The following is a 25,500-nucleotide window of genomic DNA, read 5'->3' as shown; positions in this document are numbered from 1 at the left end:
TAAAATAAATATTATTTTGTGTGTTTTTTGTTCTGTTTGGGCCTTATTTAACGATGGCCAAGGCAAAGCCATCATGCCCTTTGCTGCCTACCGTTTGTAAGGCAGTTGAAGACAATAAACGTGGATGCTCCTGCATTAGCTTAAACATCTCGCGAATGCCTTCAATGCTGGGCTTGTGATTGTCCGGATTGATGATGTCACCGGCGCGAATTACATTGTCCAGAAAAATTAAGGTGCCGGAGCGTGACAGATTCAGGCTCAGTTCCAGATATTCCGGATAGCTCTGTTTATCCGCATCAATAAAAATAAAGTCAAACGGGGCAGTATCAGCTGGCAGGCTTTTTAAAATATCGGCGGCGCGGCCCACACGCAAATCAATAGTCTGTTTCAGCTTGGCCTGATCAATATTTTCCTGTGCCACGGCGGCGTGTGCATCACGACCTTCAATAGTCAGAATATAGCCATCTTCCGGCAAGGCACGCGCCAGCCACATGGTGCTATAGGCAGCAAAGGTACCAAGTTCCAGAATACGTTTACAGCCGTTCATCTGAATTAACATCTGTAACAACATGCCCTGGTTGGGCGCAACAGCAAGGTGATCCGGATACCCCCGATCATCGGTATGTTTTAAGGTTTGGGTCAGAATCGGATCTTCAGGAATTAAATGTGTTTCGATGTAGTGGTCGAGGTCGGTCCACATTTGTTTCATAGTCGGGGGCACCTTTGTTGCAATGCATGCATTTTAAACTTTTCCCCCTAGAGTGCAATTTTTATCGGGAGAGTTGCAGAATTAATAGACATAAAAAGAGGTGCCGCAGCACCTCCGTATTCAGATCCGGATTTATTCGTAATAGCACATTGACGAATAGCGGCTTAAATCCGGTCCCCAGGTACGATAGCCCTGCGTATCAATATGGATTTGCCCTGAAGCATACAGTCCCAAGCCCATATTCAGGCTTTGACCATACTGGGTCCAGAACTGGCACAGTCTGAACTTGGTATTTTCAATAAAGGCATAATCTTGCGGCTGTGGAAATTCCGGCCCAATCCGGAAATCAATAGCGGAATTATATAAATGCCGTGAGGAACTGGCACCACCAGCGCACTGGTTCAGCGGTAAATCGCGATAGACTGAAGTGACTTCAAAATCGGTCAGGACTTTGGAGGCAACCAGATATTTAAAGACTTTTAAGGTTGGAATCTGATTGCGCCATAATTCGCGGTTGGGCACCATGTATTGCGAGCGGCCACATTTTTGCCAGTCACGTGCGGTGCGCAGTAATTCAAAACTTGGAATAATATTGCCGACGCCTTCAGCATTCAGGAATTTTTCATATTCGCGGACCTGGCGCAGGTTATCGGTCACGGCAATCCAGCTGTTATAGGCATAGGGCACCACTTTTGGTGCGACCTTGCGTTCATAGCTGATTTTTTCTTGTGGGATATAAATCCGTTTTCCATCAGGCGAATGAATCGTTTTCCCTTTCTGCGGTGTGGTTGTACATCCGAGCATGATCAGGGGCACGATGCTGAGCGAGAGCACCGCCTTGAGAAATTGCGTCATTATGCAAATCAAACGTTTACTAAAATCCTAAGCATTCTAATCTAAAAGCTTCGGTAAAAATTGAAAATATTGCAATCAAATGTGTGTTTTAGGTATAAAAAAAGATCAGCTTTTGCTGATCTTTTTAAAATTACTTTTCTAAGTATTGTAATTTGTCCGGCTTGCCATTCCATTCTTCACGGTCAGCAGGCTGTTCACCAATTTGCGTGATATTTGGCCATTTTTCTGCCAGTTCAGCATTCAGCTCGATAAATACTTCCTGACCTTCTGGTAGCTCATCTTCCGAGAAAATCGCATTGGCTGGACACTCAGGTTCACATAGTGCGCAGTCGATACATTCATCCGGGTTAATCACCAGGAAGTTTGGACCTTCATAGAAACAATCTACAGGGCATACTTCTACACAGTCTTGATATTTACATTTAATACAGTTTTCAGTGACAACAAATGTCATGGCGACAGCTACCTAAAAATATGGTTCTAATAACTAAGCTGTATTTTAGGCAAAAATGATGTGAACTAACAATTGCTTTTACTGATATTTGATATAGACAGTGCTACTAAATTTGATAAAAGTGCTATAAAACCATCAAAAAAACTTATAAATGAAAAAGACTCTCAAATGAGAGCCTTTCCATATATGAGATTCAAGTCTTGAATCAGGTGTTTAGCTGCTCTTTCAGGGCATACAATTGTTCTAGAGCCTGACGTGGAGTGAGATTATCGACATCCAGTTGGCGTAAGGCTTCGAGGGCCGGTGATGGTTTTTCAACTTCGACAATCCGTTCAATCACTTCAGTTTCTACCACCGGTTCACTGAATAAATCATGCTGGACCGATTTTTGTACCGACTGATGTGACTGCTTTTCCAGAATCTTCAGGCGATTTTGTGCTTCTTTAATCACATTGGCAGGAATACCGGCCAGTTTGGCCACCTGCAAACCATGACTCTGGCTGGCCGGACCCTGCTGGACTTTATGCAGTAAAATCAGGTTGCCATTGAGTTCTTTGGCCGTAACATGATAATTATCAATACCTGATTCTTTGCCCAGCTCGGTCAGCTCGAAATAATGCGTAGCGAACAGGCATAAGCATTTGATCCGTTTGGTTAAATCCAGCACACAGGCCCAGGCTAGGGACAGGCCATCATAGGTACTGGTGCCACGGCCGACTTCATCCATCAGCACCAGTGACTGATTGGTGGCATGATGCAGAATTTGCGAGGTTTCGGTCATTTCCACCATAAAGGTTGATTTACCGGTAGACAGGTCATCGGCCGAACCAATCCGGGTGAAAATCCGGTCAATCGGACCTAGCACCGCAGCTTGAGCCGGCACATAACTGCCACAATAGCCAAGCAGGGCAATTAGTGCGGTCTGGCGCATAAAGGTCGATTTACCGCCCATATTCGGCCCGGTAATAATTGCCATACGATGGTTAAAATCCAGTGTGGTGTCATTTGGGGTAAATGCGGTTTTGCTCAAGGCTTCCACCACTGGATGACGGCCGGCGACAATCTTGACTCCAATTTCCGGTGAAAATTCCGGACGGGTCCAGTTTTTCAGGCGGGCCTGATGGGCAAAGTTGGCCAGCACATCAATCTGGGCAATGGCGCTGCTCATCATCTGCAAATTGCCAATGTCCTGACGCAGCTCATCCAGCAGCATTTCAAACAGCATTTTTTCCCGTGCCAGCGCGCGTGATTCACTCGATAATACTTTGTCTTCAAAACTTTTCAGTTCTGGGGTGATATAACGCTCGGCATTTTTTAAGGTCTGACGGCGAATATAATGCTCCGGTGCCTGTTCAGCCTGCGCACGGGACAGTTCAATATAGTAGCCACTAACGCGGTTATAGCCAATTTTAAGCGTGTTGATGCCAGTACGTTCACGCTCCTGAATTTCCAGATCAATCAGGAACTGGCCGGCATGATCACGGATTTGACGTAACTCATCCAGCTCGCTGTCAAAGCCTTCGGCAATGACATTACCATCACGCAGCAACACCGGTGGCTGTTCCACAATGGCCGCCATTAAACGCTGGTAAAGGCCCTGAAAATCGCCCAGTTCTTCATTCAGCTGTTGTAAATATTTGGATTGGCCGGCACTGACAATCGGCTGCACGGCATGACGTAAATACGGAATCTGGGCACAGGCCTGACGCAGCTGCACCAGATCACGTGGGCGCGCACTGCCTAAAGCGACCCGGCTCAGCACACGTTCAATATCACTAATTTCTTTCAGTACCAGACGAATTGGTGCATCGTGATAACCGGTTAAAATCGCTTCGGTCGCATCCAGCCTTGCATCCAGCAGTGCGGTATCACGTAGCGGTTGCATTAAGGTGCGGCTAAGTAGACGACCACCCATCGCGGTCTGGCAGTCATTAATCAGCTGAAACAGTGAGGTGCCGTGTTCAAATAAAGGTTCAATCAGTTCCAGATTACGCCGGGTCACCGGGTCTAGCGCAATAAAATCGCTACTTTGTTCCAGCTGAATCGAGCGGATATGCGGCAACGCCGTTCTTTGGGTTTCTTTGGCATAGTGAATCAAGGCGGCGGCGGCGGCTTTGGCCAAAGGCAAATGATCAATCCCAAAGCCAGATAGGGTAGCTACGCCTAGCTGGTCACACAGGGTTTTCTGGGCATTATTCAGGTTAAAATCGACATTTGGACGTTTGGTAACCGGGCAATCCAGCTGTTTTTTAACAGACTCGATGATATTCGGATCGACAATATCTTCATCGACCACAATTTCGCTTGGCATGAGACGCGACAGTTCAATCGCCAGCTGTTCCGGTTGATACTCCTGCTGCTGGACCTTGAAAATACCGGCACTTAAATCTAGCAGTGCAATCCCGATCTGGTTCTGCTGTAAACAGAGCGCGACCAGATTGGAAGATTGATAGCTGTTGAGCAGCGCATCGTCGGTGAGTGTGCCGGGGGTAATAATCCGTACTACGCCACGTTCCACCGGGCCTTTGCCAGTTACCTCGCCAATTTGCTCGCAGATCACCACAGTTTCGCCTTTTTTGACTAGTCGCGCCAGATAACCTTCGGCAGAATGATAGGGCACGCCGGCCATCGGAATTGGCTGGCCATTGGCCTTACCGCGATGGGTCAGGGTAATGCCTAACAGTTTGGCCGCCTTGTGCGCATCATCAAAAAATAATTCGTAGAAATCACCCATTCGATAAAACATTAAAGAATGTGGATGTTGCATCTTCACTTTTAAATATTGTTGCATCATCGGGGTATGCGAAGATAAGTCAGCCACAATTTCTTGCATGTTCATGTACATTCAGTTCCTTCAATTAACGCATGGGTGTTGGAATGGCTTTCACCGCGTGGATGTCATTTGGGCCAGCTGGAGCAGATAAAACATCGTGTTTAAATCCTGCACGTCGATGCTGTTGACGACCCAACAAGCGCTTCATCTTAACAAATTTAGCTAGGCGGAAAAAACCGATTCTGGAAAATCTGTGCTGAAACTGAGCAGCTTATGGCGGAGAAAATTAAGCGAGCAATACAGCTGATGAAGATTGCAGCAGAGAAGACCAGGAAATATGGAAAGCAGCGTTGCAGCAATGCGCTCGAAGCAGCAGGAGAGGCACTCTATACTGGGGTAAAGAACAACATGAAGATGAGCCCATGATGCCCAAATTCTATTATCAGGCTTTGCCAGTACAGGTGTATTTTGGTGCGGGGGAAGCCAAGCGCACGCAGGATATTCTCAAGCAGGCCGGTTATCACAAGATTCTGCTGATTGCCACGCCCGGCCAGCAGAAGGCCGCTGAGCAGCTGGCCCGGCAACTCGGTGATTTGACCGTTACGGCTTATGCACATGCGGTAATGCACGTGCCGGTAGAGGTGGCACGACAGGCGATTCAGGCCGCCCAAGAATTGCAGGTGGATTGCTGTCTGGCGTTTGGTGGCGGTTCGGCTATTGGTTTAGCCAAAGCCATTGCTCTGAACACCCATCTGCCAATTGTGGCAATTCCGACCACCTATGCGGGCAGTGAAATGACCCCAGTATATGGTATTACGGAAAATCAGCTGAAAACCACCGGCAAAGCTGCACAGGTGTTACCGAAAATCGTGATTTATGATCCAGCGCTTAACCTGAATCTGCCGGCAGAGATTTCTGCCTGTTCGGGCATGAATGCCATGGCGCATGCAGTGGAGGCCTTGTATGCAGAAAATAAAAATCCGGTGATTAGCCTGATGGCGCTGGAGGCGATTCGTTGTCTGGCCACCGCTTTACCGGAACTGGTACAGCATCCGAACGATATTCAACTGCGTGAACAGGTCAGCTATGGCGCGTGGCTGGCTGGGATTTGTCTGGGTTCGGTCGGTATGGCGATTCACCATAAAATCTGTCATAGCCTAGGGGGCACCTTTAACCTGCCTCATGCGCAAACCCACGCGATTATGCTGGCCTATTCGGTGCACTATAACCGCCATGCCGATGTACAGGCGATGGATCAACTGGCCGCTGCACTGGGTGTTGACAGTCGGGAGGAGCTGGGCCGCTTTATCTATCAATTAAACCAGCGCCTGCAGATTCCTCTGGCTTTAAAAGACTTAGGGTTACCGGAACACGCCCCGGCGGACATTGCCCGGATGATTTGTGATTCGCCGTATTATAATCCGCGTGAATATGACGATGATGAATTAAAGCAGCTGTTGCTGCAGGCTTATGCCGGTTTGCCTCCTGCCACACTTTAATACATAGCAATATGTAGCCATCTTCCAGAGATAAAAAAACCGAAGCGGTTGAAGGCTTCGGTTTTTTATTGGCAGGTTAAGGTTTATATAAACCCAGCTCCTGCAAGTGTAAGCGTAAAATCCGGCGCAGTTCCAACACTGCTTCTGGAGTTTCCTGAATCGAGTGGCCGCCGGTAATAATTTTTTCAGACTGGGCCTGTTTCAGATGCGCACTTTCATAGGCCACAATATCATCGGTGATGAGAGCAGGGTCGTTACTCTGACTGGTATTGCCCATAATACTATGATATTTCAGTCCTTTACGTGGCTGAATATCTTGAGTTAAGGCAATAAATTTGGACTGATGGCTTAAATCGCTCGGGCCATTTTGAATCAGGCCTTTATCCAGCTCATTGACCAGATCTTTCAGGCTCGGATCTTCATTTAACAATGAATCGGTGGCCGCATTTAAAAATGCCCCCGGTAAACGGATAATTTTACGCGCCACTTTGGTAAACCAGCGGTCGGCATATTCGGTGCCGCGGTGCGGAGCGGCCAAGAAAATCGCCCGGTTAAAGTTAGGAATATCCTGCATAATCAGGCGCTGCTGAATCACGGGAATGCGGCGGTATTTGGCCAGTTGCCGGCCACTCATCATCGACAGGGCTTCTTTGGATACATCGGCATCACTGACCAGGAGTCGGGCAATAATCCCGCCCATACTGTGGCCGACCAGCACCGCATCTTTTTTTGCTGCGGCTTTAGGGTTGACCTGCTGGAAGGCTTGGGTCAGCAGGGCATGAATCTGGAAACGGCTTTCAATAATTGGCATATTGGTCGAATAAAACACCTGCCAGACCTGATAATGCTCGCGTAACACTGGATCACCCATAATATCGTTGGTTAAGCGAATCCAGGCTTCCGGACTACTGGCCAGACCATGCACCAAAACCAGCACTTTTTTATTCGGATTATATGGTTCCAGAAAATATAAATGCGGCATGGTCAGCTTGTCATCACGGTCAATCAGTGACAGATAAGCCGATTTCAGCAGATTATTTTCCGCCAGCCACAGTCCATAAGGCGCAGAAAAATTAGCCGCCAGCGGATAGTTTTTATTGGCAATGCGGGCCTGTTCATATTTATAGGGATCATAGGCGCGCAGGCGAAAATCCTTGTTCAGGATATCCTCTACATTGCCAAACTGCTGCGGTTCAGCCACCAGGGTTGCCGCCAGATAACGGGCCTGATGGATATTCGGATTCTGATTGTTTGGATAACGATGGCTTAAAGGATCAATAATATAACGGGCTTTCTCTGGCTGATCTGCGCGCTGCTCCGGCAGAATGACCAGAAATTCCGAGCCAAAACCATCACGACGGGTAATGGAACGTAAACCTGAAAAGTTCAGGTCATAGGTGGCTCTTAACTGCTCGATTTTTTGCTGTTTTAAGGTCGGAAAATAATTGAAGTCAATATGATAGGTGTTTTCACCGACCTGAATCTGGCTGGCCACTACATCTGGTTGATAGCGCAGGGTATAGCTGGACACCAGTTTGGCAATGGCCTGATTATAAAAGTCGCGGATTTGTACCTGACGGTTGTCAAAAATCCGGTCTTGTGGTGCCCGTTCGGTTTTGAACATATAGGCATAGCTATAACGGATACTTTTATCCAGCATAAACAGCTGCTGGTCGAGGCATTTTTGATAGTTCTGCTGCTGTAATTGCTGTTTTTCTTCAGACTGGTGTTTGCTTAAAATTCCGATTTTACAATTGGAAGAATCGGCCAGTTGCATGGCTTTGGCCAGATAAACTTCGCTGGCAGTGGACAGCAGCTGTTCATCCAGAATTTCCGGAATCTGCTTCAGTTCATCAATACACTGTTTCGGGTTTTCGGTACAGATTTGCGCTTCACGGCCAGTCATGGACAAGACATTGAGGCTGGCCTCGCTCAAGCGGTCACGAGATAAAATACTTTCCCGTTCGTTGGCAATGCTGACATTTAATGCTTGCTGTTTAACACTGACCGTTTGGCAGCCAACGAGAATGGAACTGCTGAGCGCGGTGGCCAGCATCATCTTATACGTCATAGTGGTCATGTGAATTCGCATCGTATTTTATAAGTTTTTTTTAATCATACTGAATTTCTTGGTTTTTTCAATTGACAAAAAAATAGGCCATCTAACATGACCTATTTTTTCTTGCACCGGGCTTAAGCCTTCGGTGTCATGATTTGCCAGACATTCCAGCGGCCCTGTTTTTCAATTTCAGTAATTAAACGGTCTGCCACAGCTGCTTCTTGCGGATACTTGATCTTGTAGTTTTTCAAGGTCTGTACCGCATTTTTCTTTTGCTCTAAAGCAATATAGTTGTTGGCAGCAGCCAGATAGGCTTCCTGTACGCCGGCTTTCATGGCTTTATCTAAATAAGAAATTGCTTCACGATGACCGCCACCTTCAGACAGGGCAAAACCAAACCAGAAATTGGCTTCGGCATCTTCCTTGTTAATTTTCAGGATGCGCTGCGCATAAGCCAGAGAACGGGTGGTATAAATTGAACCCAAGTCCAGGTTACGTGCCATTACGCTGGCTTTAAAGGCACGAATCAGCACATCAAAAGAGGCATTTTCCTGTACCGCCAGGCTGTCCAGTTGTTGGGTGACTTCTTTGAGTTTAGCTTCAAAACCGCGGCGTTCCTGACGGTCAGTAAAACGTGGTGGATAGTGACGTGCTTTACCTTCGACCATCTGTAAAAAGTCATCAATTTCGGTGATGTCAATTTCATTTTCACCGGCCAGCACCGCAAACTTCAAGCTGCGCTGGTTGTTGTTGATGGTCGGAATAATCAGACGGTTGGTGTCTAAAGTAATTTTTTTCGATGGATTATCCGGGGCAGTTACTTCCATTTTAGTCACTGGCTGGGCCGCAGCCTGTTGCAGGTTCAGTTCAAATGGAGGAGGTGCATCATAATTAAACGGATTTAAAGCATAAAATGGAGGGGTCAGATCAGGCTCGGTAAACACAATTGGTGCATTGGCTGGGTTTTGTTGTTTTGGTGCAGTGGAACAGGCTGAAACTAAAGTGGTCGCAATCAGAGCAAATGCCAAAGGCTTAAGCGTCATAATATTCATCCGTTAATTTATTTTAAAATGGCTGAGCATGTTCGTCAGTCTAAAAAATCTGTGACGAACATGCAAGAGAAGGCAAGAAGTTTGCTGTTACCGTGTTGTTAAGCTTTGGACTGGCTGCTTTGTGCTTCACATTCACGGCGCACATCTTCAATAATTTTTAATTCTTCAGCACTAAACGGCTGTTCGTTTTGCTGCTGCTTTTTAAAGCTTGGGTCGAGTAAAGACAGACGCTGGCATAAGGTATTCATGCGTTTTTCATTGTGCTGAATACGGTCTAGCAAGACCCGCATGCCGTCTAGAATCGGATCGGACTGATCCTGGGTGGCCGCATAGGGCTGGAAACCGATGCTTTCAGCATAGTCACGGCGACGTGCTTCGGCTTCATCTTTCGGCTGATCTTTGGTAATAAAACGCGCCGGATTGCCGACCGCGGTGGTATTGGCCGGTACCGCTTTGGTTACCACTGCATTGGAACCGACTTTGGCATTTTTACCCACGGTAAATGGCCCGAGAATTTTCGCGCCAGCACCAACAATCACGCCATCTTCTAAAGTCGGGTGACGTTTGCCTTTGTTCCACGTGGTCCCCCCAAGGGTCACGCCATGATACAGGGTCACATCATCGCCAATTTCGGCTGTTTCACCAATCACCACACCCATACCGTGGTCAATAAAAAAACGGCGACCAATTTTCGCACCTGGATGAATTTCAATACCGGTGGCAAAGCGGCTAAATGAAGACAGCAGGCGCGCCGAACCCTTGCAGTCTTTGTTCCAGAGTTCATGTGCAACCCGATGCATGATCAGGGCATGAATGCCGGGATAGGTGGTTAAGACTTCCAAGGTATTGCGTGCAGCAGGATCGCGCGCAAAGACAGCTTGTATATCTTCTTTGAGCTGTTTAAGCATTATCTTGATCCTCGTCCTGTGTCGATGTTGTTGATGATTTTTTCCATGAACCGTTATTCAATGCCTGTACGCGACTAAAAATGCCACGTAATAAGTGATATTCCATACGATCTAATTGTATACGTCCAAAAAGCCGACGCAAGCGCAAAGGTAATAATCTTGGATTTTTCGGATCCATAAATTCAATCTCGGCCAGCATTTTTTCAATATGCGGATAGAACTGTTCCATCTGGGCATGGGTCACTAAAGGTTCATCCCATTCCATTTCAATGCCATCAAGAACCTGCATGGTGGCTTTAGGGTCTGGCTGCTGTTCTACCCGGGCCATGGCTGCCATCCGCATTTCATAACAGATAATCTGAATGGCCTGGGCCACGTTTAACACGCCGTAATCGCTATTCACCGGAATGGTGACATGGTAATTGGCCAGGGCCAGTTCTTCATTGGTCAGACCACGATCTTCACGGCCAAAAATCACCGCAATTTCCTGATGCGATGCTGTCACGGCCTGCATGGCTTTTTCCGCAGCCGGGCGGACATCCAGCAGCGGCCAGGGAATGGTGCGGCTGCGCGCACTGGTACCAAACACCAGATGACAGTCCTGAATGGCCTGTTCCAGGGTGTCGACAATTTCAATCTGTTCAATCAGATCGGTGGCACCGGCCGCCAGTGCGTCAATATCCGGATGCGGATAGGTCTTCGGTGCGACCAGCACCAGTTTGGACAGGCCCATGGTTTTCATGGCGCGTAAGGCGCTGCCGATATTGGCGGGCAGAGTGGTATTGACCATGACAATACGCACATGGGAGAGATGTGCTGACAAGGCAGCATTGTCGACTTGACTCATACAAGGTCCAGAATAAAGAAAATTTTAAATTAAGAATATTGACCCATTTCGGCCTGATATAAATCGAGCGCATCATCCATGCTCATGTCCGCTGGAGGTGCCGGAACGTGGGCAGGCTTGGGCTCATGCGCCACCGCTTGGGCAGCTTTAGATTTCACCTGATATTCGATATGCAGAGCATCTTTACCAAAATAATCACGTAGCTTGATCAGCAGTTCATCCATTGGCGCGACTTTCCATTGCACGCCTAAATGCAGTTCAGCAGTGGCATAACCATAATCTACATACAGAATCACAGGAATATGCGTGCTCATATCAATATTGGTATACGGCATCAAAATCTGCTGTACATCACGACTCAGCGTTTTACTGTCATGTTCGGCAGATAGCGTAATCTTGATACTGTTAGCACGTTTCTGACGGATTTCATTTAGGCTAAAGGCTTTGGTCAGACGCCCCATTGGACGGTCAAAACCTTCGCGCTCATAAATTTCGCCTTCAATCACCACCACTTTTTCAACCTGGATGATGTCTTTAAAGCGCTGGAAACGCTCGTGATTGGCTGATACTTCAATTCGTGCGGTGCCATCATCTAAGGTCACCACCACCCGGTTCGGGAAGTTGGCCACATCCAGCACCAGTCCGGCAAAGACTGTGGTGACCCCACGGCGGGTCGGACTCAGTTCATTAATTCGCGCCGGAATAAAGGATTTCAGCTCAGCCCGGTATACATCAATCGGGTGGCCGGTCAGGTACAGGCCTAAAGTATCTTTTTCACCTTTTAAGCGGACTTCATCGGACCACGGTTTAACCGGTTTGGCCGGTTTGCGCTGCACTTCTTCGACTTCACCAAACAGGTCCATAATCCCGGTTTCACGGTTAGAACGGGCCTGTTCTGCAGCTTGCACCGCTTCTGGTAACTGCGCCATCAGGCTGGAACGTTCAATGCCTAAACAGTCTAGCGCACCGGCACGAATCAGGGCCTCTAAGGTGCGTTTATTGATTTTTTTCAGGTCAATCCGGTGACAGAAATCAAACAGGTCTTTATATGGTCCTTGCTGGATACGCGAATCAATCACCGATTGCATGGCCTGTTCACCCACGCCTTTAATTGCGCCTAAACCATACACAATGGTTTTGTCATCGGTGGCATGGAAATGATACAGCGACATATTCACCGACGGTGGTAATACTTCCAGACCATTGTGGCGGCAGTCATCAATCAGGAACACCACGTTATCGGTGTTCTGCATTTCCGAGGACATGACGGCAGCCAGGAACTCAGCCGGGTAATGGGCTTTGAGCCAGGCGGTCTGGTAGGCCACTAACGCATAGGCAGCCGCGTGTGATTTGTTAAAACCATAGCCGGCGAACTTTTCCATATAGTCGAAAATATGGTTGGCGGTGGCTTCATCAATATCTTTTTGGGCCGCACCTTCAATAAAGATTTTACGCTGCTTGACCATTTCTTCGGGTTTTTTCTTACCCATGGCACGGCGCAGCAAGTCTGCACCACCAAGCGTATAGCCGGCACAGTACTGTGCGGCCTGCATCACCTGCTCCTGATACACCATAATCCCGTAAGTTGGCTCTAGTACGCCTTCGAGCAGCGGATGCAGGTATTCAAATTCACCGCCATGCATACGATGAATAAAGTCCGGAATCAGGTCCATTGGACCCGGACGATACAAAGATACGAAAGCAATAATTTCTTCAAATTTACTCGGGCGTGCTTCTTTCAGCATCTTTTTCATGCCCACGGATTCAAACTGGAATACCGCGGTGGTATTGGCATTGGCAAAGACCAAATAGGCATCTTTGTCATCCAGCGGAATATGGGCAATATCCAGCGGGATCTCGGGTTTAACCCGTTTATTAATATTCTGCACCGCATCTTCAATTACAGTCAGGTTACGCAGCCCCAGGAAGTCGAACTTGACCAGACCGGCGGCTTCAACGTCATCTTTATCGTATTGGGCCACCCGGCCGGTGCCATCGGCATCGCACAGTACCGCAGAGAAGTCGGTAATTTTGGTCGGTGCAATGACCACACCACCGGCGTGTTTACCGGTATTTCGGGTAATGCCTTCGAGCTTTAATGCCATTTCCCAGATTTCAGAAGCATCGTCATAGTCCGGGTTACCCGGATTGGTGACAATATCTTTTAACTGCGGTTCAGCCGCCAGCGACTCTTCCAGACTCAGACCCAAAGGTTTGGTCGGAATCATTTTGGAAATACGGTCGGCCAGACCATAAGATTTACCCAAAACCCGGGCCACGTCACGAATCGCGCCTTTAGCGGCCATGGTACCGAAGGTGGCAATCTGCGATACCGCATCACGGCCATAGGTACGGGCCACGTAGTCAATCACGCGGTCACGGCCGGCAATACAGAAGTCGACGTCAAAGTCGGGCATCGAGACACGTTCCGGGTTCAGGAAACGTTCGAACAGCAGTTCATAGCGCAGCGGATCCAGATCGGTAATTTTTAAACTGTACGCCACCAGCGAGCCGGCACCCGAACCACGACCCGGACCGACCGGCACGCCGTTATTCTTCGACCACTGAATGAAGTCCATCACGATCAGAAAGTAACCCGGGAATCCCATCGAGTTAATAATATTAATTTCGTATTCAATCCGCTCATCATACGGTTTGCGGATTTCAGGCCAGTCTTCATCGCGCTGCGCTACCGGATAAAGATGGTTCAGGCGCTCTTCCAGCCCTTCCTTGGATAAATGCGCAAAGAAGGTTTCAATGGTATGGCCTTCCGGAATCGGGTAATCCGGCAGGAAGTATTTGCCCAGTTGCAGCGTCACATTACAGCGCTTGGCAATGTGATAGGTGTTTTCAATGGCAGACGGAATGTCGGCAAACAGCTCGGTCATTTCTGCAGCGGTTTTAAAATACTGCTCCGGGCTGTAGTTTTTTGGTCGGCGGCTATCGCCCAAAACATAACCATCGGCAATACAGACGCGCGCTTCATGCGCTTCAAAATCTTCACGGCTGATGAAGTGCACATCATTATGTGCCACCACGCCAATATTATATTTTTTCGCCAGCTGTACCGCTTCATAAATGAAGTCTTCTTCATTCGGGCGATTGGTGCGGGTCAGGGCCAGATAAACCCGGTTTCCAAACTTGGCAATCCATTCTTCAAGTAAAGGTTCGGCTTTTTGCGGGTTCGAGGTACAGAGCATTTTACCGACATCGGAGTGAATGCCGAGCAGGGCGATTAAATCGTCATGCTGCTCCAAGACCCAGTCTTTCTGTACGCAGGGAATATCCAGCTGCTGGCCTTCAATAAAACCGCGCGACACGATTTCGGTCAGATTACGCCAGCCATGATTGTTCATGGCCAGTAAGGTCATGCGATGTTCGGCATCATTCAGGCGGATTTCCGAACCCATGATCGGCTTGATGCCTTTGCCCAGACATTTGCCATAGAATTTGACGGCGGCATGCAGGTTGGACAGGTCGGTGATGGCCAGGGCAGGCATTTCTTCACTGGCTGCGGCTTTGACTAAATCAGGTATACGTACGATAGATTCTGTAATCGAAAATTCAGTATGAATACCAAGATGAACAAAGTGCATAAATCAGTCCCTGCAAAAACCACTGCACATTTTAGCACGGGATTTTGGCTTTCAGTTTGAAATTAAGGGGAAATGGCGAAGTTTTAGATATGTAAACCAACGTAGCGGATTGGTTTCTCATCACTTGAACAGTAATCTGAATGGGCTGAAAACCGGCGTTTCCGGGCTGCCATGAGGGTGATTAACAGCCAAAATAAAACCCTCCGTAGAGGGTGATTGATTTGAGGACGAGTAATCTATCTCGCTTTGGATAGAGAATAGAGAGGTGAACCCTTATCTGAGTTTAGCCAGCCATTCACCCAGCATCTGCACAATTTGCACCAGAATCAGCAGCACAATGACGGTCAGAATCACCACGCTGGTATCAAAACGCTGGTAACCGTAAGAAATCGCCAGATCACCAATCCCGCCGGCACCGACGGCACCGGCCATTGCAGTTGCACCAATCAGGCTGATGGTGGCGGTGGTCAGGTTTAGAATCAGCGAGCTACGTGCTTCCGGCAAAATAAACTTGAAAATAATCTGCAGCGGTGTCGCACCCATGGCTTGTGCTGACTCAATAATCCCTTCATTCACTTCCAGCAATGAGGTTTCCACCAGACGGCCAATATATGGACCCACATAAATGGTCAGCGGGACAATGGCAGCCCATGTGCCAATTGAGGTACCGACCAGAAACTTGGTTAAAGGAATAACGGCAATTAACAGGATAATAAACGGCAGAGAACGTAGCGCATTTACAATCGGGTTCAGGCTATGATAAATCGTGCGGTGTGGTAAAATCCCGCCCGGACGGGTAGCGACCAGGATAATCCCCTGAATAAAACCCCAGATGCAGCCAAACAGCATGGCAAAAAACACCATGTGGAAAGTTTCTTGTAAGGCTGTGACAAACTGGTCCATCGACAGGGCGCTTTTCCAGAACGGCGCGGTCAGGCTGGTGAGCCACTGGACAATTAAATCTCTCATCCTTGTACTCCTGCTTGTTCAACCTGAACCCCATTTTGTTCGAGGAACTGAAGTGCTTGCTGAATAATGGCCGGGTCCCCTAGCAACTGAATAAACATCTGCCCAATCACCGCGCCATTAATTTCAGTCATGTTAGCAAATAAAATATTCAGGCTTAAATCAAACTGTTTAATTACTGCCTGAATCACGGTTTCCTGCGCCGATTTCCCTAAAAATTTCAGGCAGTAAATACTGTGCTGATTCTGGTTTTCCAGATTGTTTAAAATATTCACCGGTAACTGCTGTTGCAGCACGGTTTGAATAAAATTCTTGGTGGTTGGATGCTGCGGCTGGCTAAAAATGTCCAGGGTAGAACCGGTTTCAATCACCTGGCCATGTTCCATAACGGCCACATAATCACAGACTGATTCAATTACATCCATTTCATGGGTGACCATGACAATGGTAATGCCTTGTTCACGATTAATTTTTTTTAGCAGTTCCAGCACCGATTGCGTGGTTTGCGGATCCAGCGCACTGGTGGCTTCATCACAAAGTAAGATTTTAGGATGATTGGCCAGGGCACGGGCAATCCCGACCCGCTGTTTTTGACCGCCAGACAGCTCATCTGGATAGGCATCTTTTTTATGTTTCAGATCAATAAATTCGAGCAGTTCATTCAGGCGTTTTTCACGCTCTGCCGCCGACCAGCCGAGCAGTTTCATCGGCATTTCAATATTGGCCGCTACGGTTTTGGTTTGCAGCAGGTTAAAGTGCTGGAAAATCATGCCGATATTGGCACGTTCCTGACGCAGCGCCTTGGCACTTAAAGCGGTAAAGTCGGTGTTATTGATGATTACCTGACCTTCATTCGGGCGTTCCAGCAAATTAATCAGGCGAATGAGGGTACTTTTTCCTGCACCACTATAACCAATAATTCCAAAGATACTGCCATCTGGAATTTGCAGATTGACCTGATCCAGCGCGCGAATGGTCTGGCCTTTAAGCTGATAATGTTTGGAAATATTCTTAAATTCGATCATAGCGTCAAGAAACTGTACAAAAATGAAAAACAGGCAAAGTACACTTTGCCTGTTTGTTAACTCAGCATTATATGCTTAATTGGTTTCAGTTAAATAGCTGACAGGTTTATTTACCGCAACTTTTGTGCCACCGAAGTTTTGATCTACATACTGTTTCACCGCTTCAGTGTGATAAAGCTCACCGACTTTTTTCAGGATCGGGTCATCTTTACGTGCTTCTGCAACTGCCAATACGTTGACGTTCAGCTTGGTGCTCTGGTCAATTGGTTCGTAGAAGATTGAATCTTTCAGTACGTTTAAACCGCCTTCCATCGCTAGGGTATTGCCTAGCACAATGGCATCCACTTCATCTTTAACACGAACTGCAGTCGCCATTTGAATTGGCTTGATGACAATTGCTTTGGCATTTTCAGTAATGTCATTTGGAGTGCCCGTTGCAGGAGAGAAGCCTGCTTTCAGCTTGATCAGACCTGCAGATTGCAATAACAGCAGGGCACGCGCTTCATTGGCTGCATCATTCGGAATAGCAATGGTCGCGCCGTTCTGGAACTCTTCCACTTTTTTCACTTTGCTTGAGTAAATACCCATTGGCTCAAGATAGGTGGTCGAAACCGGCGCAATCTTCTGCTCATTGTTGGCATTGTAAGCCACCAGATAAGCATAAGACTGGAATGCGTTCACATCAATTTCGTTGTTTGCCACAGCGGTGTTCATTGAAACGTAATCGGTGAAGTTTTTCACTTCCAGCTTGATACCCGCCGCTTCAGTTTCAGGCAAAGTCGCAATATAGCGCCAGATGTCAGCATCGGAACCGGTAGATGCCATGGTGACGGTTTGTACAGTTGCAGCATCAGTTTGTGCGGCGTCAGTTGCCGGCGTTTCCTGTTTTGCACAGCCAGCTAAACCAACAGAAAGACCTAGAACCAGGCCAAGGAACTTTTTCATGTGTCCATCCCAAATAAAGTGAAGCAGCCAAGCTGTTACTTTATTGATAATTTTAAGCGCCGGGATTTCACTTGAGCCGAAATTCAAGTCCATCCAGTGCGCGAATTCGTTTAGGCTTTCAGCTATCTGCTGTATTTTTCAATTGACTTTAAAAGCGCTTAAAGCCATGTAATTGAAAACTTTATTTTTAGAAGATAGCGAAAAAATGGTCTACATCATAACAATAAATTGATATACAAAATAGTGTATAGAAACTAGACCTTTAGCCGTATTCCTGCATAAGTAAAGTTCATGAAATAAGAAAAGAATAAATAAATCAATTTACTATTTTGAATTGAAAGGGCTAAATCTATGAAAAAATCTTATAGATGTTTATATAAAAAATTATCCAATCTAAATCGTAAAAATAGATATAGCACAGATGGGGTAGGATGATAGATCTTTATAATGATTATTTCCTTCAATCCTATGACAGTTTTCATCCAAACTTGAGATTTTTAATGCACTTGCAGATAGCTTTGGCGATCAATTTGATAGAGCACATGCATGAGTAAAGGATGATCTGCCGGCACCAGCGGATGCGCAAAGGTTTTGACTTTGCTTAAGCCAATTTTTTGCATGACTTTTTCCGAGGGCGTGTTGAGCACGGTAGTAAAGGAAACTACGTTGTCCAGCTGTAGCTCACGAAAAGCATAATCCAGTACGGCTTTTGAGCCTTCGGTGGCATAACCGTTGTGCCAGTATTGCTTGGCTAGTCGCCAGCCAATTTCAATACATGGGGCAAAATCATAGTGTTCTAGATGCTGATGTAAACCAATAAACCCGATAAATTCACCGCTACTTTTTAGTTCGACAGCAAACAGGCCCCAGCCGTGTGTGGCAATAAAATTCTGGATGCGTTGCATAAAAGCCAGACTTTGCTGCTCGGTCAAGGGATTGAGGAAATAACGCATGACTTCAGGGTCGGCACACATTTGGATAAATGGGGCAGCGTCGCTGTCTTGCCATTGGCGGAGGATCAGGCGAGGGGTTTGCAGGTGGATTTTCATGTTAAAACGATTAATAAGCTCTTGATGCATCATAAATGCATTTATCAAGAAAAGAATGATAATTTCCGTAATGAGATAAGACATGAAATCCCTTCTGCCTTTAGGGTGAGGGTTTTCACCTCTCCCTGACCCTCTCCTGAGAGGAGAGGGAAACTTTCGAAGCATAAAAAACCCCGCACTCAGCGGGGTTTTTTAATACTTAAACTGAATTAAGCATTTTCACGAGCAATCGCACGGTAACCAATATCTTTACGATATTGAACGCCGTCAAACGTTACTTTTTCACAAAGCTCTAACGCTTTTGCCTGCGCTTCACCAATCGTATTACCAAGAGCAGTCACGCAAAGTACACGGCCACCAGCAGTCACAATGTCGCCATTCTCAAGCGCTTTAGTACCTGCATGGAACACTTTCGCATCTGCCATTTCAGTGTCTAAACCAGAAATTACATCGCCATTGCTAGACGTTTCTGGGTAGCCTTTAGATGCTAAAACAATACCGACAGTCTTACGCTCATCCCATTCAGCTTCTGCTGGCAAGTTACCTGCAATACCAGCCTCAACCAGATCAACCAAAGATGATTTTAAACGCATCATGATTGGTTGAGTTTCAGGGTCGCCGAAACGACAGTTAAACTCGATCACCTTTGGTTGACCTTGTTCATCAATCATCAAGCCAGCGTACAAGAAACCGGTGTATACGTGACCATCTGCTTTCATACCGTCAACGGTTGGGCGCATTACTTCTTTCATCACGCGCTCAAATACGTCTGCAGTCACCACAGGCGCAGGAGAGTAGGCACCCATACCGCCTGTGTTTGGACCTTGGTCGCCTTCAAAAATACGTTTATGGTCTTGAGAAGTGGCCATTGGCAAGATGTTGTCGCCATCAATCATACAAATGAATGATGCTTCTTCACCTGCAAGGAATTCTTCGATGACTACGCGAGAACCGGCATCACCAAATTTGTTGCCTGCCAGCATGTCATCAATGGCTGCAAATGCTTCTTCGTTGGTCATCGCCACGATTACGCCTTTACCTGCAGCAAGCCCATCCGCCTTGATCACAATCGGCGCACCATTTTTTTCAACAAAGGCTTTGGCTGCATCAACTTCAGTGAATACGTCATAGAATGCAGTTGGAATGTTGTGGCGTTTTAAGAAATGCTTGGCAAATGCTTTAGAGCCTTCAAGCTGCGCTGCAAACTGGGTTGGACCCCAGATTTTTAAACCTGCTTCACGGCAAGCATCCACCACACCATTGACCAGCGGTGCTTCAGGACCAACCACGATTAAATCTACCGCATTGTTTTTTGCAAAGTCGATAATCGCCGCATTGTCTAAAATGCTTAAATTGATGTTTTCACATTTAGCTTCGGTTGCTGTACCTGCGTTGCCTGGTGCAACAAAAACTTTAGCAACTTTTTCATCTTGTGCGATTTTCCATGCCAATGCATGTTCACGACCGCCATTACCCAAAACTAAAATGTTCATTTAAAAAATCCCTCAAAATTGAATCCCTCCCAACCTCCCTTTAAGAAAGGGAGGGGAATCGCGAAAAACACTGTTCTCTTACGCGAAAAGTCCCCCTTTTTACAAAGGGGGATTTAGGGGGATGATTAAATACGACTTCTAATTAATTTAGTTAATTAGTGACGGAAGTGACGCATGCCAGTGAACACCATGGCAATACCAGCTTCGTCAGCTGCTGCAATGGTTTCTTCATCACGCATAGAACCACCCGGCTGGATAATGCATTTGATCCCTGCTTTCGCAGCGTTATCAATACCATCACGGAACGGGAAGAATGCGTCAGATGCCATCACTGCACCTTCAACCACGAGGCCTGCATGTTCAGCTTTAATTGCTGCAATACGCGCAGAGTTTACACGGCTCATTTGGCCTGCGCCCACACCGATGGTTTGACGGTTTTTCGCATACACAATCGCGTTAGACTTCACGTATTTCGCCACTTTCCAGGCAAAGATCATGTCGTCAATTTCTTGCTCGGTTGGAGCACGTTTGGTCACCACTTTAAGATCATCTTTGGTGATCATGCCCAAGTCTTGGTCTTGCACCAGCAAACCACCGTTGACACGTTTGTAGTCCATTTGTGGCGCACGTTCGTCAATTGCTGGTAATTCGCCACAGACCAGTACACGTACGTTTTTCTTCGCGCCAGTCACGTCCAAAACACCTTCAGCAACGCTTGGTGCAATAATCACTTCAACGAATTGACGGTCAACAATGGCTTGTGCAGTTGCAACGTCTAATTCACGGTTGAATGCAATGATGCCACCGAATGCAGATTCAGGATCGGTTGCATAAGCCAAGTCGTAAGCCGCTTGAATGCCGTCTAAAGATACCGCAACACCACATGGGTTGGCGTGTTTTACGATCACACAAGCAGGTTTCGCGAATGATTTCACGCATTCAAGCGCAGCATCAGTGTCGGCGATGTTGTTATAAGAAAGTTCTTTACCTTGCAGCTGTTTAGCTGTTGAAACAGATGCTTCAGTTGCCGCTGGGTCTACATAGAATGCAGCCGATTGATGCGGGTTTTCACCGTAACGTAAATCTTGTGCTTTGTTCAATTGTGTATTGAACGTACGCGCAAATTTGTCTGCTTCGCCTTGTTCTTTACCTACGCGAGCGCCTAAGTAAGATGCGATCATGCCGTCGTATTGTGCAGTATGTTCAAATGCTTTCACTGCCAGGTCAAAACGGGTTGCGTATGACAGGCTGCCTTCAGCTTTAAGCTCGGCAATAACAGTCGCATAGTCAGATGCGTTGACGACGATACCGACAGACGCATGGTTTTTCGCCGCAGCACGAACCATGGTTGGACCACCGATGTCGATGTTTTCAATCGCATCTGGCAGGGTGCAGTCAGGTTTTGCAACCGTTGCTGCAAATGGATAAAGGTTCACTACCACCAAATCGATTGCATCGATGTTGTGTTCTGCCATTACAGCTTCGTCTAGACCGCGACGAGCCAGAATGCCGCCATGAATTTTAGGATGTAAAGTTTTTACACGACCATCCATCATTTCTGGAAAACCGGTGTGCTCTGAAACTTCAACTACAGCGATATTGTTGTCTTTAAGCAACTTATATGTACCGCCTGTAGATAAAATTTCTACCCCAAGAGCCACTAGATTTTGTGCAAATTCAACAATTCCAGTTTTGTCAGAAACAGAGATTAAAGCGCGTTTAATAGTCATGATTTTCGTCACAGTTATCAAAAAACAGATTAAAACATTAGCAAAATGCGGTTAAAAAAAATGCCCACGAAAGCCGCGAGCATTTTATCATTTATTCACTCATTAAACCGTGAGCTTTTAACTTTTTACGTAAAGTACCACGGTTTAAGCCTAGAATCTCGGCAGCACGTGTCTGGTTACCACGTGTATATTCTAGAACTACAGATAAAAGAGGTTTCTCCATTTCTGCTAGCACCATGTCATACACCTGAGAAGGTTGCTCGCCTTGCAATTGAGCAAAGTAATGGCGAACTGCGCGATCTACGTGAATACGAAGAGCGACATCAGATTGTGCAGTAAAAATAGGAGATTTGCTATTCATGCGAATTAATCCGAAAAATCAAATATCACTTGGGTAAAGTGATATATAAATGTGGTCTATAAATAAATGAACCCCGTTTTAGATCCTAAAACGAGAGTTCTAAAACTGGAACATTTAGCTTGCCACAACTCACAGCGCTGGTCGAAAAATAAGCGTAACAATAGATTAATAATTGTTACAGACCAAAAATCGAAACGAAAAAACCTGCTCAATACGCGTTATTGAAAATAAGGCGCATTCTGCGAGTTTCTATTTGTTTTGAATTACTGAGGAGTATGCAGCACTAAGCTTACGTGGCGCGTATCATACCATTGTCTTAGAAAAAGTGAGCAAGAAAACTGCACTTTTTTTACATTTTTTTTTAATTTTTAAGGCTTGATAATTTCTAAATTATAGGTATCAAAGCTTTTTCGGGTCACTGGCAGCTGAATTTCAAACTTGAATGGGGTATTTTTGGGAATCCGCTCAATGCTGGCCAGACTTTTAATTAAATACTCTTTCGGTTCGAGTACATAGGTCGCCACTTCTTCATTATCATCTTTTAAGGTGATTTTCAGTTTTGGCAATACCAGACTCTTGTCATGAAAATTGATCAGCTCGCCGGAGAACAAGGTATGTTCATGGTCATAGCGTTTCACCCGCACACGGTTAATTGAAATCAGGCTGTACTGCTTTTCAAAGGTTTCACAGTTAAACAGCTGGCAGACCCCGTTAAAAGCCACAGTCAGGGCAGGGCTGTTGTTCATGAATTTCGGGTTAAACCATAGAATCTGGAAAATCAGCAAACCGACCAGACTAAAATTGACAATACCCCACAGCGTGTAATAGCCCGCACCATGTTTCTTGCGTTCTTGCTGCAGTTCATTTTCAGACAGATTCATCGAGGGAATACTGGCAATTGGTTCAGTGCTGAAATAATTCAGATTGTTTAAGTAGGTCTTTAAATCAATATTGGAATGTTCAACCTTACGGTCAAAAATATCCAGCAGATGGGTTTCATGTGTGTCGTCAAAAGCCAGACCATGATCGGCCAGAACCGGCGAACTGACCTGTCCACCAGTAAAACCGTTGTATTCGAGCTGGGTTGGCGCAGGCTTTGGCTGCACCAGATGCGAGAGCGCATTAAAGGTAGAGGCACATTTGGGACAGCAAACCATGCCCTGAGCCACTGTAAGCTGTGCAACAGAAACTTTATAGGTGGTTAAACACTCGGGGCACTTGGTCTGCTTTTCACTCATAAGATCTATAGAGGTTGATTAATGCGGCTGGCGCTTCCCGGAAATTCGGCACCAGTTTTCTTCACGTTTTTCGACCTCTAATATATCAAAAAATTCAGAATAAACACTAGAAACTTCAGCAACTTGCTCTTCGATTACACCTGCAAGTGCGAACTCTCCCTCAGATTTGGTTAAAGTTGCGAATTCAGGCGCAAGCATCATTAACGGGCCAGCCAGAATGTTGGCAACCAGTACATCGGCTTTCTGATCTTTTAAGGTTTCATTAAACTCTTCAGGCAGACCGACAAACAGACGATCCAGTACGCCATTCAATTCAGCATTTTGCTGGGTGGCTAAAACCGCTTGTGGGTCAATATCAGTGGCATAGACTTTTTTCGCACCTAAAAGTAGGGCAGCAACACCTAAAATGCCAGAACCGCAACCATAGTCGATGACGATTTTATCTTTAACATCGGTTTTACCTAACCATTGCAGGCACAGGAACGTTGAGGCATGGTTACCGGTACCAAAGGCCAGACCCGGATCCAGTTTAATATTCACCGCATCTGCTTCAGGGGGCTCTAGCCATTCCGGTACAATCCAGAATTTTTCAGCAATCTGGATTGGCTCGTAATAATCCATCCATGAGCGTTCCCAGACCTGATCTTCCAGGAATTCGCTACGCATTGGTGCATCTGGCAGTTGAGTGTGAATGAAAGTTTCCAGCGCAGCCACATCAATTTCTTCGTTTTCGTCCTGTGCATAAATACCGGTCACAATCACCTTGTTCCACAGCGGTGTTTCGCCTGGAAGTGGTTCAAGCAAGTCCTGATTTTCAGCATCATCCAGCGTTACACTCACGGCGCCAAGTGAGCTGAGTAATGTTTCAGTAAAGTCGACTTGAGCTTGATCAACAGTAATATGTATTTGTAACCACTTCACAGGAATAACCTAATTTGTTTTTTCAAAAGGATATTGTAGCGGAAGGCAATCGGTTTCGCCTACCAATGTACAAAATAAAAAGGATGCCAGCGCGACATCCTTGGGTGAAAAAGTACTTAACTGTTTGCCACCACAGGCTTGGGTTCGGCAATCGGCACAAAGCGGTTTAATAACATGCCAAAGATGGCGGCGAAGATATACATGAAAATAGAATAGACTGCCGCCGGCATGGCCACGGTTGAACTGGCCATAACGGTTAAGGCAATGGTCATGGCAAGCGTGCTGTTATGAATCCCAATTTCAAAGGCACTGGCGCGGGCCTGGGCGCTATTAATCCCAAACAGGCGTGGGACGAAGTAACCAATCACCAGACTGGAAATACAGAACAGTGCGGTAGCCAGGCCAATATCACCAATATAATTCAGGATATTGTGTCGCTCCTGCACAATGGCCCCAATGATAATTAAAATCAGAAAGATCACTGCAAAAATCCGTAAGGGCTTGTTCAGTTTCTCGGTCAGTCGCGGGGCATAATGACGAATTAACATGCCAATAATCACCGGCACAATAATAATCCCGAATACCTGCAAGATTTTACTGAATTGCAGGCCAATGCTTTGGTCAGCCTGTAAAAAGTGGGCAATTGCGAAATTGACGATAATGGGTAAGGTCAGTGCTGCAATCACCGAGTTAATTGCGGTTAAGGTAATGTTGAGCGCCAGATCGCCCTTAAATAAATAACTGAACAGGTTGGCGGTACTGCCACCCGGCGAAGCAGCCAGCAGCATCATGCCGACGGCCAGTAACGGCGGTAGTGCCAGAATTTTACATAATAAAAAGGCAATCCCGACCAGCAATACCAGCTGGCAAAATAGTGCGACCAGGACTGCTTTGGGGTGTTTGGTAACGCGTGCGAAATCTTTGGGCGTGAGTTCCAGCCCCAGCCCAACCATAATAATGGCCAGCGCCAAGGGCAGCATAACGGTAATAATGCCTGAATCCATATGACCTTCCTGTCAA

Annotated in this window: 21 protein-coding genes; 2 read left to right on the top strand and 19 right to left on the bottom strand. The window is 46.5% G+C overall.

Annotated features, from left to right (window positions below; all coding sequences use genetic code 11):
- Positions 1–43: 43 nt before the first annotated feature.
- The 4 genes from FTU55_RS03475 to mutS all read right to left on the bottom strand — a co-directional run bounded on the left by FTU55_RS03475 (position 44) and on the right by mutS (position 4,857).
- Positions 44–709 carry an O-methyltransferase gene (locus FTU55_RS03475; RefSeq protein ID WP_005178807.1) on the bottom strand — a complete coding sequence of 222 codons (666 nt, stop codon included), beginning with the start codon at positions 707–709 and terminating at the stop codon, positions 44–46.
- Positions 710–841: 132 nt separating this feature from the next.
- Positions 842–1,564, bottom strand: a complete 723-nt coding sequence (locus FTU55_RS03470) for a D-Ala-D-Ala carboxypeptidase family metallohydrolase (protein WP_005178806.1) — start codon at positions 1,562–1,564, stop codon at positions 842–844.
- Positions 1,565–1,694: 130 nt separating this feature from the next.
- A complete protein-coding gene (fdxA, locus tag FTU55_RS03465) occupies positions 1,695–2,018 on the bottom strand; it encodes a ferredoxin FdxA (protein ID WP_005178805.1) in 324 nt (107 codons plus the stop codon).
- A gap of 205 nt (positions 2,019–2,223) precedes the next feature.
- Positions 2,224–4,857 carry a DNA mismatch repair protein MutS gene (gene mutS, locus FTU55_RS03460; RefSeq protein ID WP_168400064.1) on the bottom strand — a complete coding sequence of 878 codons (2,634 nt, stop codon included), beginning with the start codon at positions 4,855–4,857 and terminating at the stop codon, positions 2,224–2,226.
- 207 nt (positions 4,858–5,064) lie between these two features.
- Between mutS and FTU55_RS03455 the strand changes: the two genes are divergently transcribed.
- Together FTU55_RS03455 and FTU55_RS03450 are read left to right on the top strand one after the other, a co-directional pair.
- Complete coding sequence (locus tag FTU55_RS03455) at positions 5,065–5,217, top strand: hypothetical protein (RefSeq protein ID WP_155756624.1); 153 nt, start codon at positions 5,065–5,067, stop codon at positions 5,215–5,217.
- The gene (locus tag FTU55_RS03450) at positions 5,217–6,290 is read left to right on the top strand and encodes a maleylacetate reductase (protein ID WP_160243025.1); all 1,074 of its coding nucleotides are present in this window, start codon (positions 5,217–5,219) and stop codon (positions 6,288–6,290) included. The genes FTU55_RS03455 and FTU55_RS03450 overlap by 1 nt, the downstream gene beginning before the upstream one ends.
- 76 nt (positions 6,291–6,366) lie before the next feature.
- Here FTU55_RS03450 and FTU55_RS03445 read toward each other — a convergent pair whose 3' ends face one another.
- The 15 genes from FTU55_RS03445 to FTU55_RS03375 all read right to left on the bottom strand — a co-directional run bounded on the left by FTU55_RS03445 (position 6,367) and on the right by FTU55_RS03375 (position 25,484).
- A complete protein-coding gene (locus tag FTU55_RS03445) occupies positions 6,367–8,370 on the bottom strand; it encodes a triacylglycerol lipase (protein ID WP_218949081.1) in 2,004 nt (667 codons plus the stop codon).
- Between the two features lie 113 nt (positions 8,371–8,483).
- The gene (locus tag FTU55_RS03440) at positions 8,484–9,392 is read right to left on the bottom strand and encodes an ABUW_2363 family tetratricopeptide repeat lipoprotein (RefSeq protein WP_005178801.1); all 909 of its coding nucleotides are present in this window, start codon (positions 9,390–9,392) and stop codon (positions 8,484–8,486) included.
- A gap of 107 nt (positions 9,393–9,499) precedes the next feature.
- Positions 9,500–10,309: a serine O-acetyltransferase gene (gene cysE / locus FTU55_RS03435; RefSeq protein ID WP_005178800.1), complete on the bottom strand. Its 810-nt coding sequence runs from the start codon at positions 10,307–10,309 to the stop codon at positions 9,500–9,502.
- Positions 10,302–11,156: an RNA methyltransferase gene (locus FTU55_RS03430; protein ID WP_005178798.1), complete on the bottom strand. Its 855-nt coding sequence runs from the start codon at positions 11,154–11,156 to the stop codon at positions 10,302–10,304. The genes cysE and FTU55_RS03430 overlap by 8 nt, the downstream gene beginning before the upstream one ends.
- Positions 11,157–11,185: 29 nt before the next feature.
- Positions 11,186–14,752: a DNA polymerase III subunit alpha gene (gene dnaE / locus FTU55_RS03425; protein ID WP_045794911.1), complete on the bottom strand. Its 3,567-nt coding sequence runs from the start codon at positions 14,750–14,752 to the stop codon at positions 11,186–11,188.
- Positions 14,753–15,025: 273 nt separating this feature from the next.
- Complete coding sequence (locus FTU55_RS03420) at positions 15,026–15,721, bottom strand: methionine ABC transporter permease (RefSeq protein ID WP_180046193.1); 696 nt, start codon at positions 15,719–15,721, stop codon at positions 15,026–15,028.
- On the bottom strand, positions 15,718–16,743 hold the full coding sequence (locus tag FTU55_RS03415; RefSeq protein WP_075174374.1) for a methionine ABC transporter ATP-binding protein: 1,026 nt from the start codon (positions 16,741–16,743) through the stop codon (positions 15,718–15,720). The genes FTU55_RS03420 and FTU55_RS03415 overlap by 4 nt, the downstream gene beginning before the upstream one ends.
- 75 nt (positions 16,744–16,818) lie before the next feature.
- Positions 16,819–17,688 carry a MetQ/NlpA family ABC transporter substrate-binding protein gene (locus FTU55_RS03410; protein ID WP_075166892.1) on the bottom strand — a complete coding sequence of 290 codons (870 nt, stop codon included), beginning with the start codon at positions 17,686–17,688 and terminating at the stop codon, positions 16,819–16,821.
- Between the two features lie 497 nt (positions 17,689–18,185).
- Positions 18,186–18,737, bottom strand: coding sequence for a GNAT family N-acetyltransferase (locus FTU55_RS03405; RefSeq protein WP_180046208.1), 552 nt, complete (start codon positions 18,735–18,737; stop codon positions 18,186–18,188).
- A 209-nt stretch (positions 18,738–18,946) separates the two neighbouring features.
- Positions 18,947–20,230, bottom strand: coding sequence for a phosphoribosylamine--glycine ligase (gene purD, locus FTU55_RS03400; protein ID WP_180046191.1), 1,284 nt, complete (start codon positions 20,228–20,230; stop codon positions 18,947–18,949).
- Positions 20,231–20,385: 155 nt separating this feature from the next.
- Positions 20,386–21,960, bottom strand: coding sequence for a bifunctional phosphoribosylaminoimidazolecarboxamide formyltransferase/IMP cyclohydrolase (gene purH, locus FTU55_RS03395; RefSeq protein ID WP_005178775.1), 1,575 nt, complete (start codon positions 21,958–21,960; stop codon positions 20,386–20,388).
- 91 nt (positions 21,961–22,051) lie between these two features.
- Positions 22,052–22,321: a DNA-binding transcriptional regulator Fis gene (gene fis, locus FTU55_RS03390; protein ID WP_001086304.1), complete on the bottom strand. Its 270-nt coding sequence runs from the start codon at positions 22,319–22,321 to the stop codon at positions 22,052–22,054.
- Between the two features lie 368 nt (positions 22,322–22,689).
- Positions 22,690–23,559 (bottom strand): DUF3426 domain-containing protein, encoded by an 870-nt coding sequence (locus FTU55_RS03385; RefSeq protein WP_005178772.1) that lies wholly within the window; start codon positions 23,557–23,559, stop codon positions 22,690–22,692.
- An 18-nt stretch (positions 23,560–23,577) separates the two neighbouring features.
- On the bottom strand, positions 23,578–24,480 hold the full coding sequence (gene prmA, locus FTU55_RS03380) for a 50S ribosomal protein L11 methyltransferase (RefSeq protein WP_180046189.1): 903 nt from the start codon (positions 24,478–24,480) through the stop codon (positions 23,578–23,580).
- Positions 24,481–24,596: 116 nt separating this feature from the next.
- Positions 24,597–25,484 carry a bile acid:sodium symporter family protein gene (locus tag FTU55_RS03375; RefSeq protein ID WP_016659105.1) on the bottom strand — a complete coding sequence of 296 codons (888 nt, stop codon included), beginning with the start codon at positions 25,482–25,484 and terminating at the stop codon, positions 24,597–24,599.
- Between the last annotated feature and the right edge of the window lie 16 nt (positions 25,485–25,500).

This window comes from Acinetobacter sp. YH12117 (assembly GCF_013418865.1).
Classification (GTDB): domain Bacteria; phylum Pseudomonadota; class Gammaproteobacteria; order Pseudomonadales; family Moraxellaceae; genus Acinetobacter; species Acinetobacter indicus.
Note: the sequence above shows the minus strand (reverse complement) of the source record. Positions and strands in the feature narration are given on the sequence as shown.

Coding starts and splice junctions, on each gene's coding strand:
- FTU55_RS03475 (WP_005178807.1), bottom strand. CDS start 709: ATGAAACAAATGTGGACCGACCTCGACCACTACATCGAAACACATTTA.
- FTU55_RS03470 (WP_005178806.1), bottom strand. CDS start 1,564: ATGACGCAATTTCTCAAGGCGGTGCTCTCGCTCAGCATCGTGCCCCTG.
- fdxA (WP_005178805.1), bottom strand. CDS start 2,018: ATGACATTTGTTGTCACTGAAAACTGTATTAAATGTAAATATCAAGAC.
- mutS (WP_168400064.1), bottom strand. CDS start 4,857: ATGAACATGCAAGAAATTGTGGCTGACTTATCTTCGCATACCCCGATG.
- FTU55_RS03455 (WP_155756624.1), top strand. CDS start 5,065: ATGGCGGAGAAAATTAAGCGAGCAATACAGCTGATGAAGATTGCAGCA.
- FTU55_RS03450 (WP_160243025.1), top strand. CDS start 5,217: ATGCCCAAATTCTATTATCAGGCTTTGCCAGTACAGGTGTATTTTGGT.
- FTU55_RS03445 (WP_218949081.1), bottom strand. CDS start 8,370: ATGACCACTATGACGTATAAGATGATGCTGGCCACCGCGCTCAGCAGT.
- FTU55_RS03440 (WP_005178801.1), bottom strand. CDS start 9,392: ATGACGCTTAAGCCTTTGGCATTTGCTCTGATTGCGACCACTTTAGTT.
- cysE (WP_005178800.1), bottom strand. CDS start 10,309: ATGCTTAAACAGCTCAAAGAAGATATACAAGCTGTCTTTGCGCGCGAT.
- FTU55_RS03430 (WP_005178798.1), bottom strand. CDS start 11,156: ATGAGTCAAGTCGACAATGCTGCCTTGTCAGCACATCTCTCCCATGTG.
- dnaE (WP_045794911.1), bottom strand. CDS start 14,752: ATGCACTTTGTTCATCTTGGTATTCATACTGAATTTTCGATTACAGAA.
- FTU55_RS03420 (WP_180046193.1), bottom strand. CDS start 15,721: ATGAGAGATTTAATTGTCCAGTGGCTCACCAGCCTGACCGCGCCGTTC.
- FTU55_RS03415 (WP_075174374.1), bottom strand. CDS start 16,743: ATGATCGAATTTAAGAATATTTCCAAACATTATCAGCTTAAAGGCCAG.
- FTU55_RS03410 (WP_075166892.1), bottom strand. CDS start 17,688: ATGAAAAAGTTCCTTGGCCTGGTTCTAGGTCTTTCTGTTGGTTTAGCT.
- FTU55_RS03405 (WP_180046208.1), bottom strand. CDS start 18,737: ATGAAAATCCACCTGCAAACCCCTCGCCTGATCCTCCGCCAATGGCAA.
- purD (WP_180046191.1), bottom strand. CDS start 20,230: ATGAACATTTTAGTTTTGGGTAATGGCGGTCGTGAACATGCATTGGCA.
- purH (WP_005178775.1), bottom strand. CDS start 21,960: ATGACTATTAAACGCGCTTTAATCTCTGTTTCTGACAAAACTGGAATT.
- fis (WP_001086304.1), bottom strand. CDS start 22,321: ATGAATAGCAAATCTCCTATTTTTACTGCACAATCTGATGTCGCTCTT.
- FTU55_RS03385 (WP_005178772.1), bottom strand. CDS start 23,559: ATGAGTGAAAAGCAGACCAAGTGCCCCGAGTGTTTAACCACCTATAAA.
- FTU55_RS03375 (WP_016659105.1), bottom strand. CDS start 25,484: ATGGATTCAGGCATTATTACCGTTATGCTGCCCTTGGCGCTGGCCATT.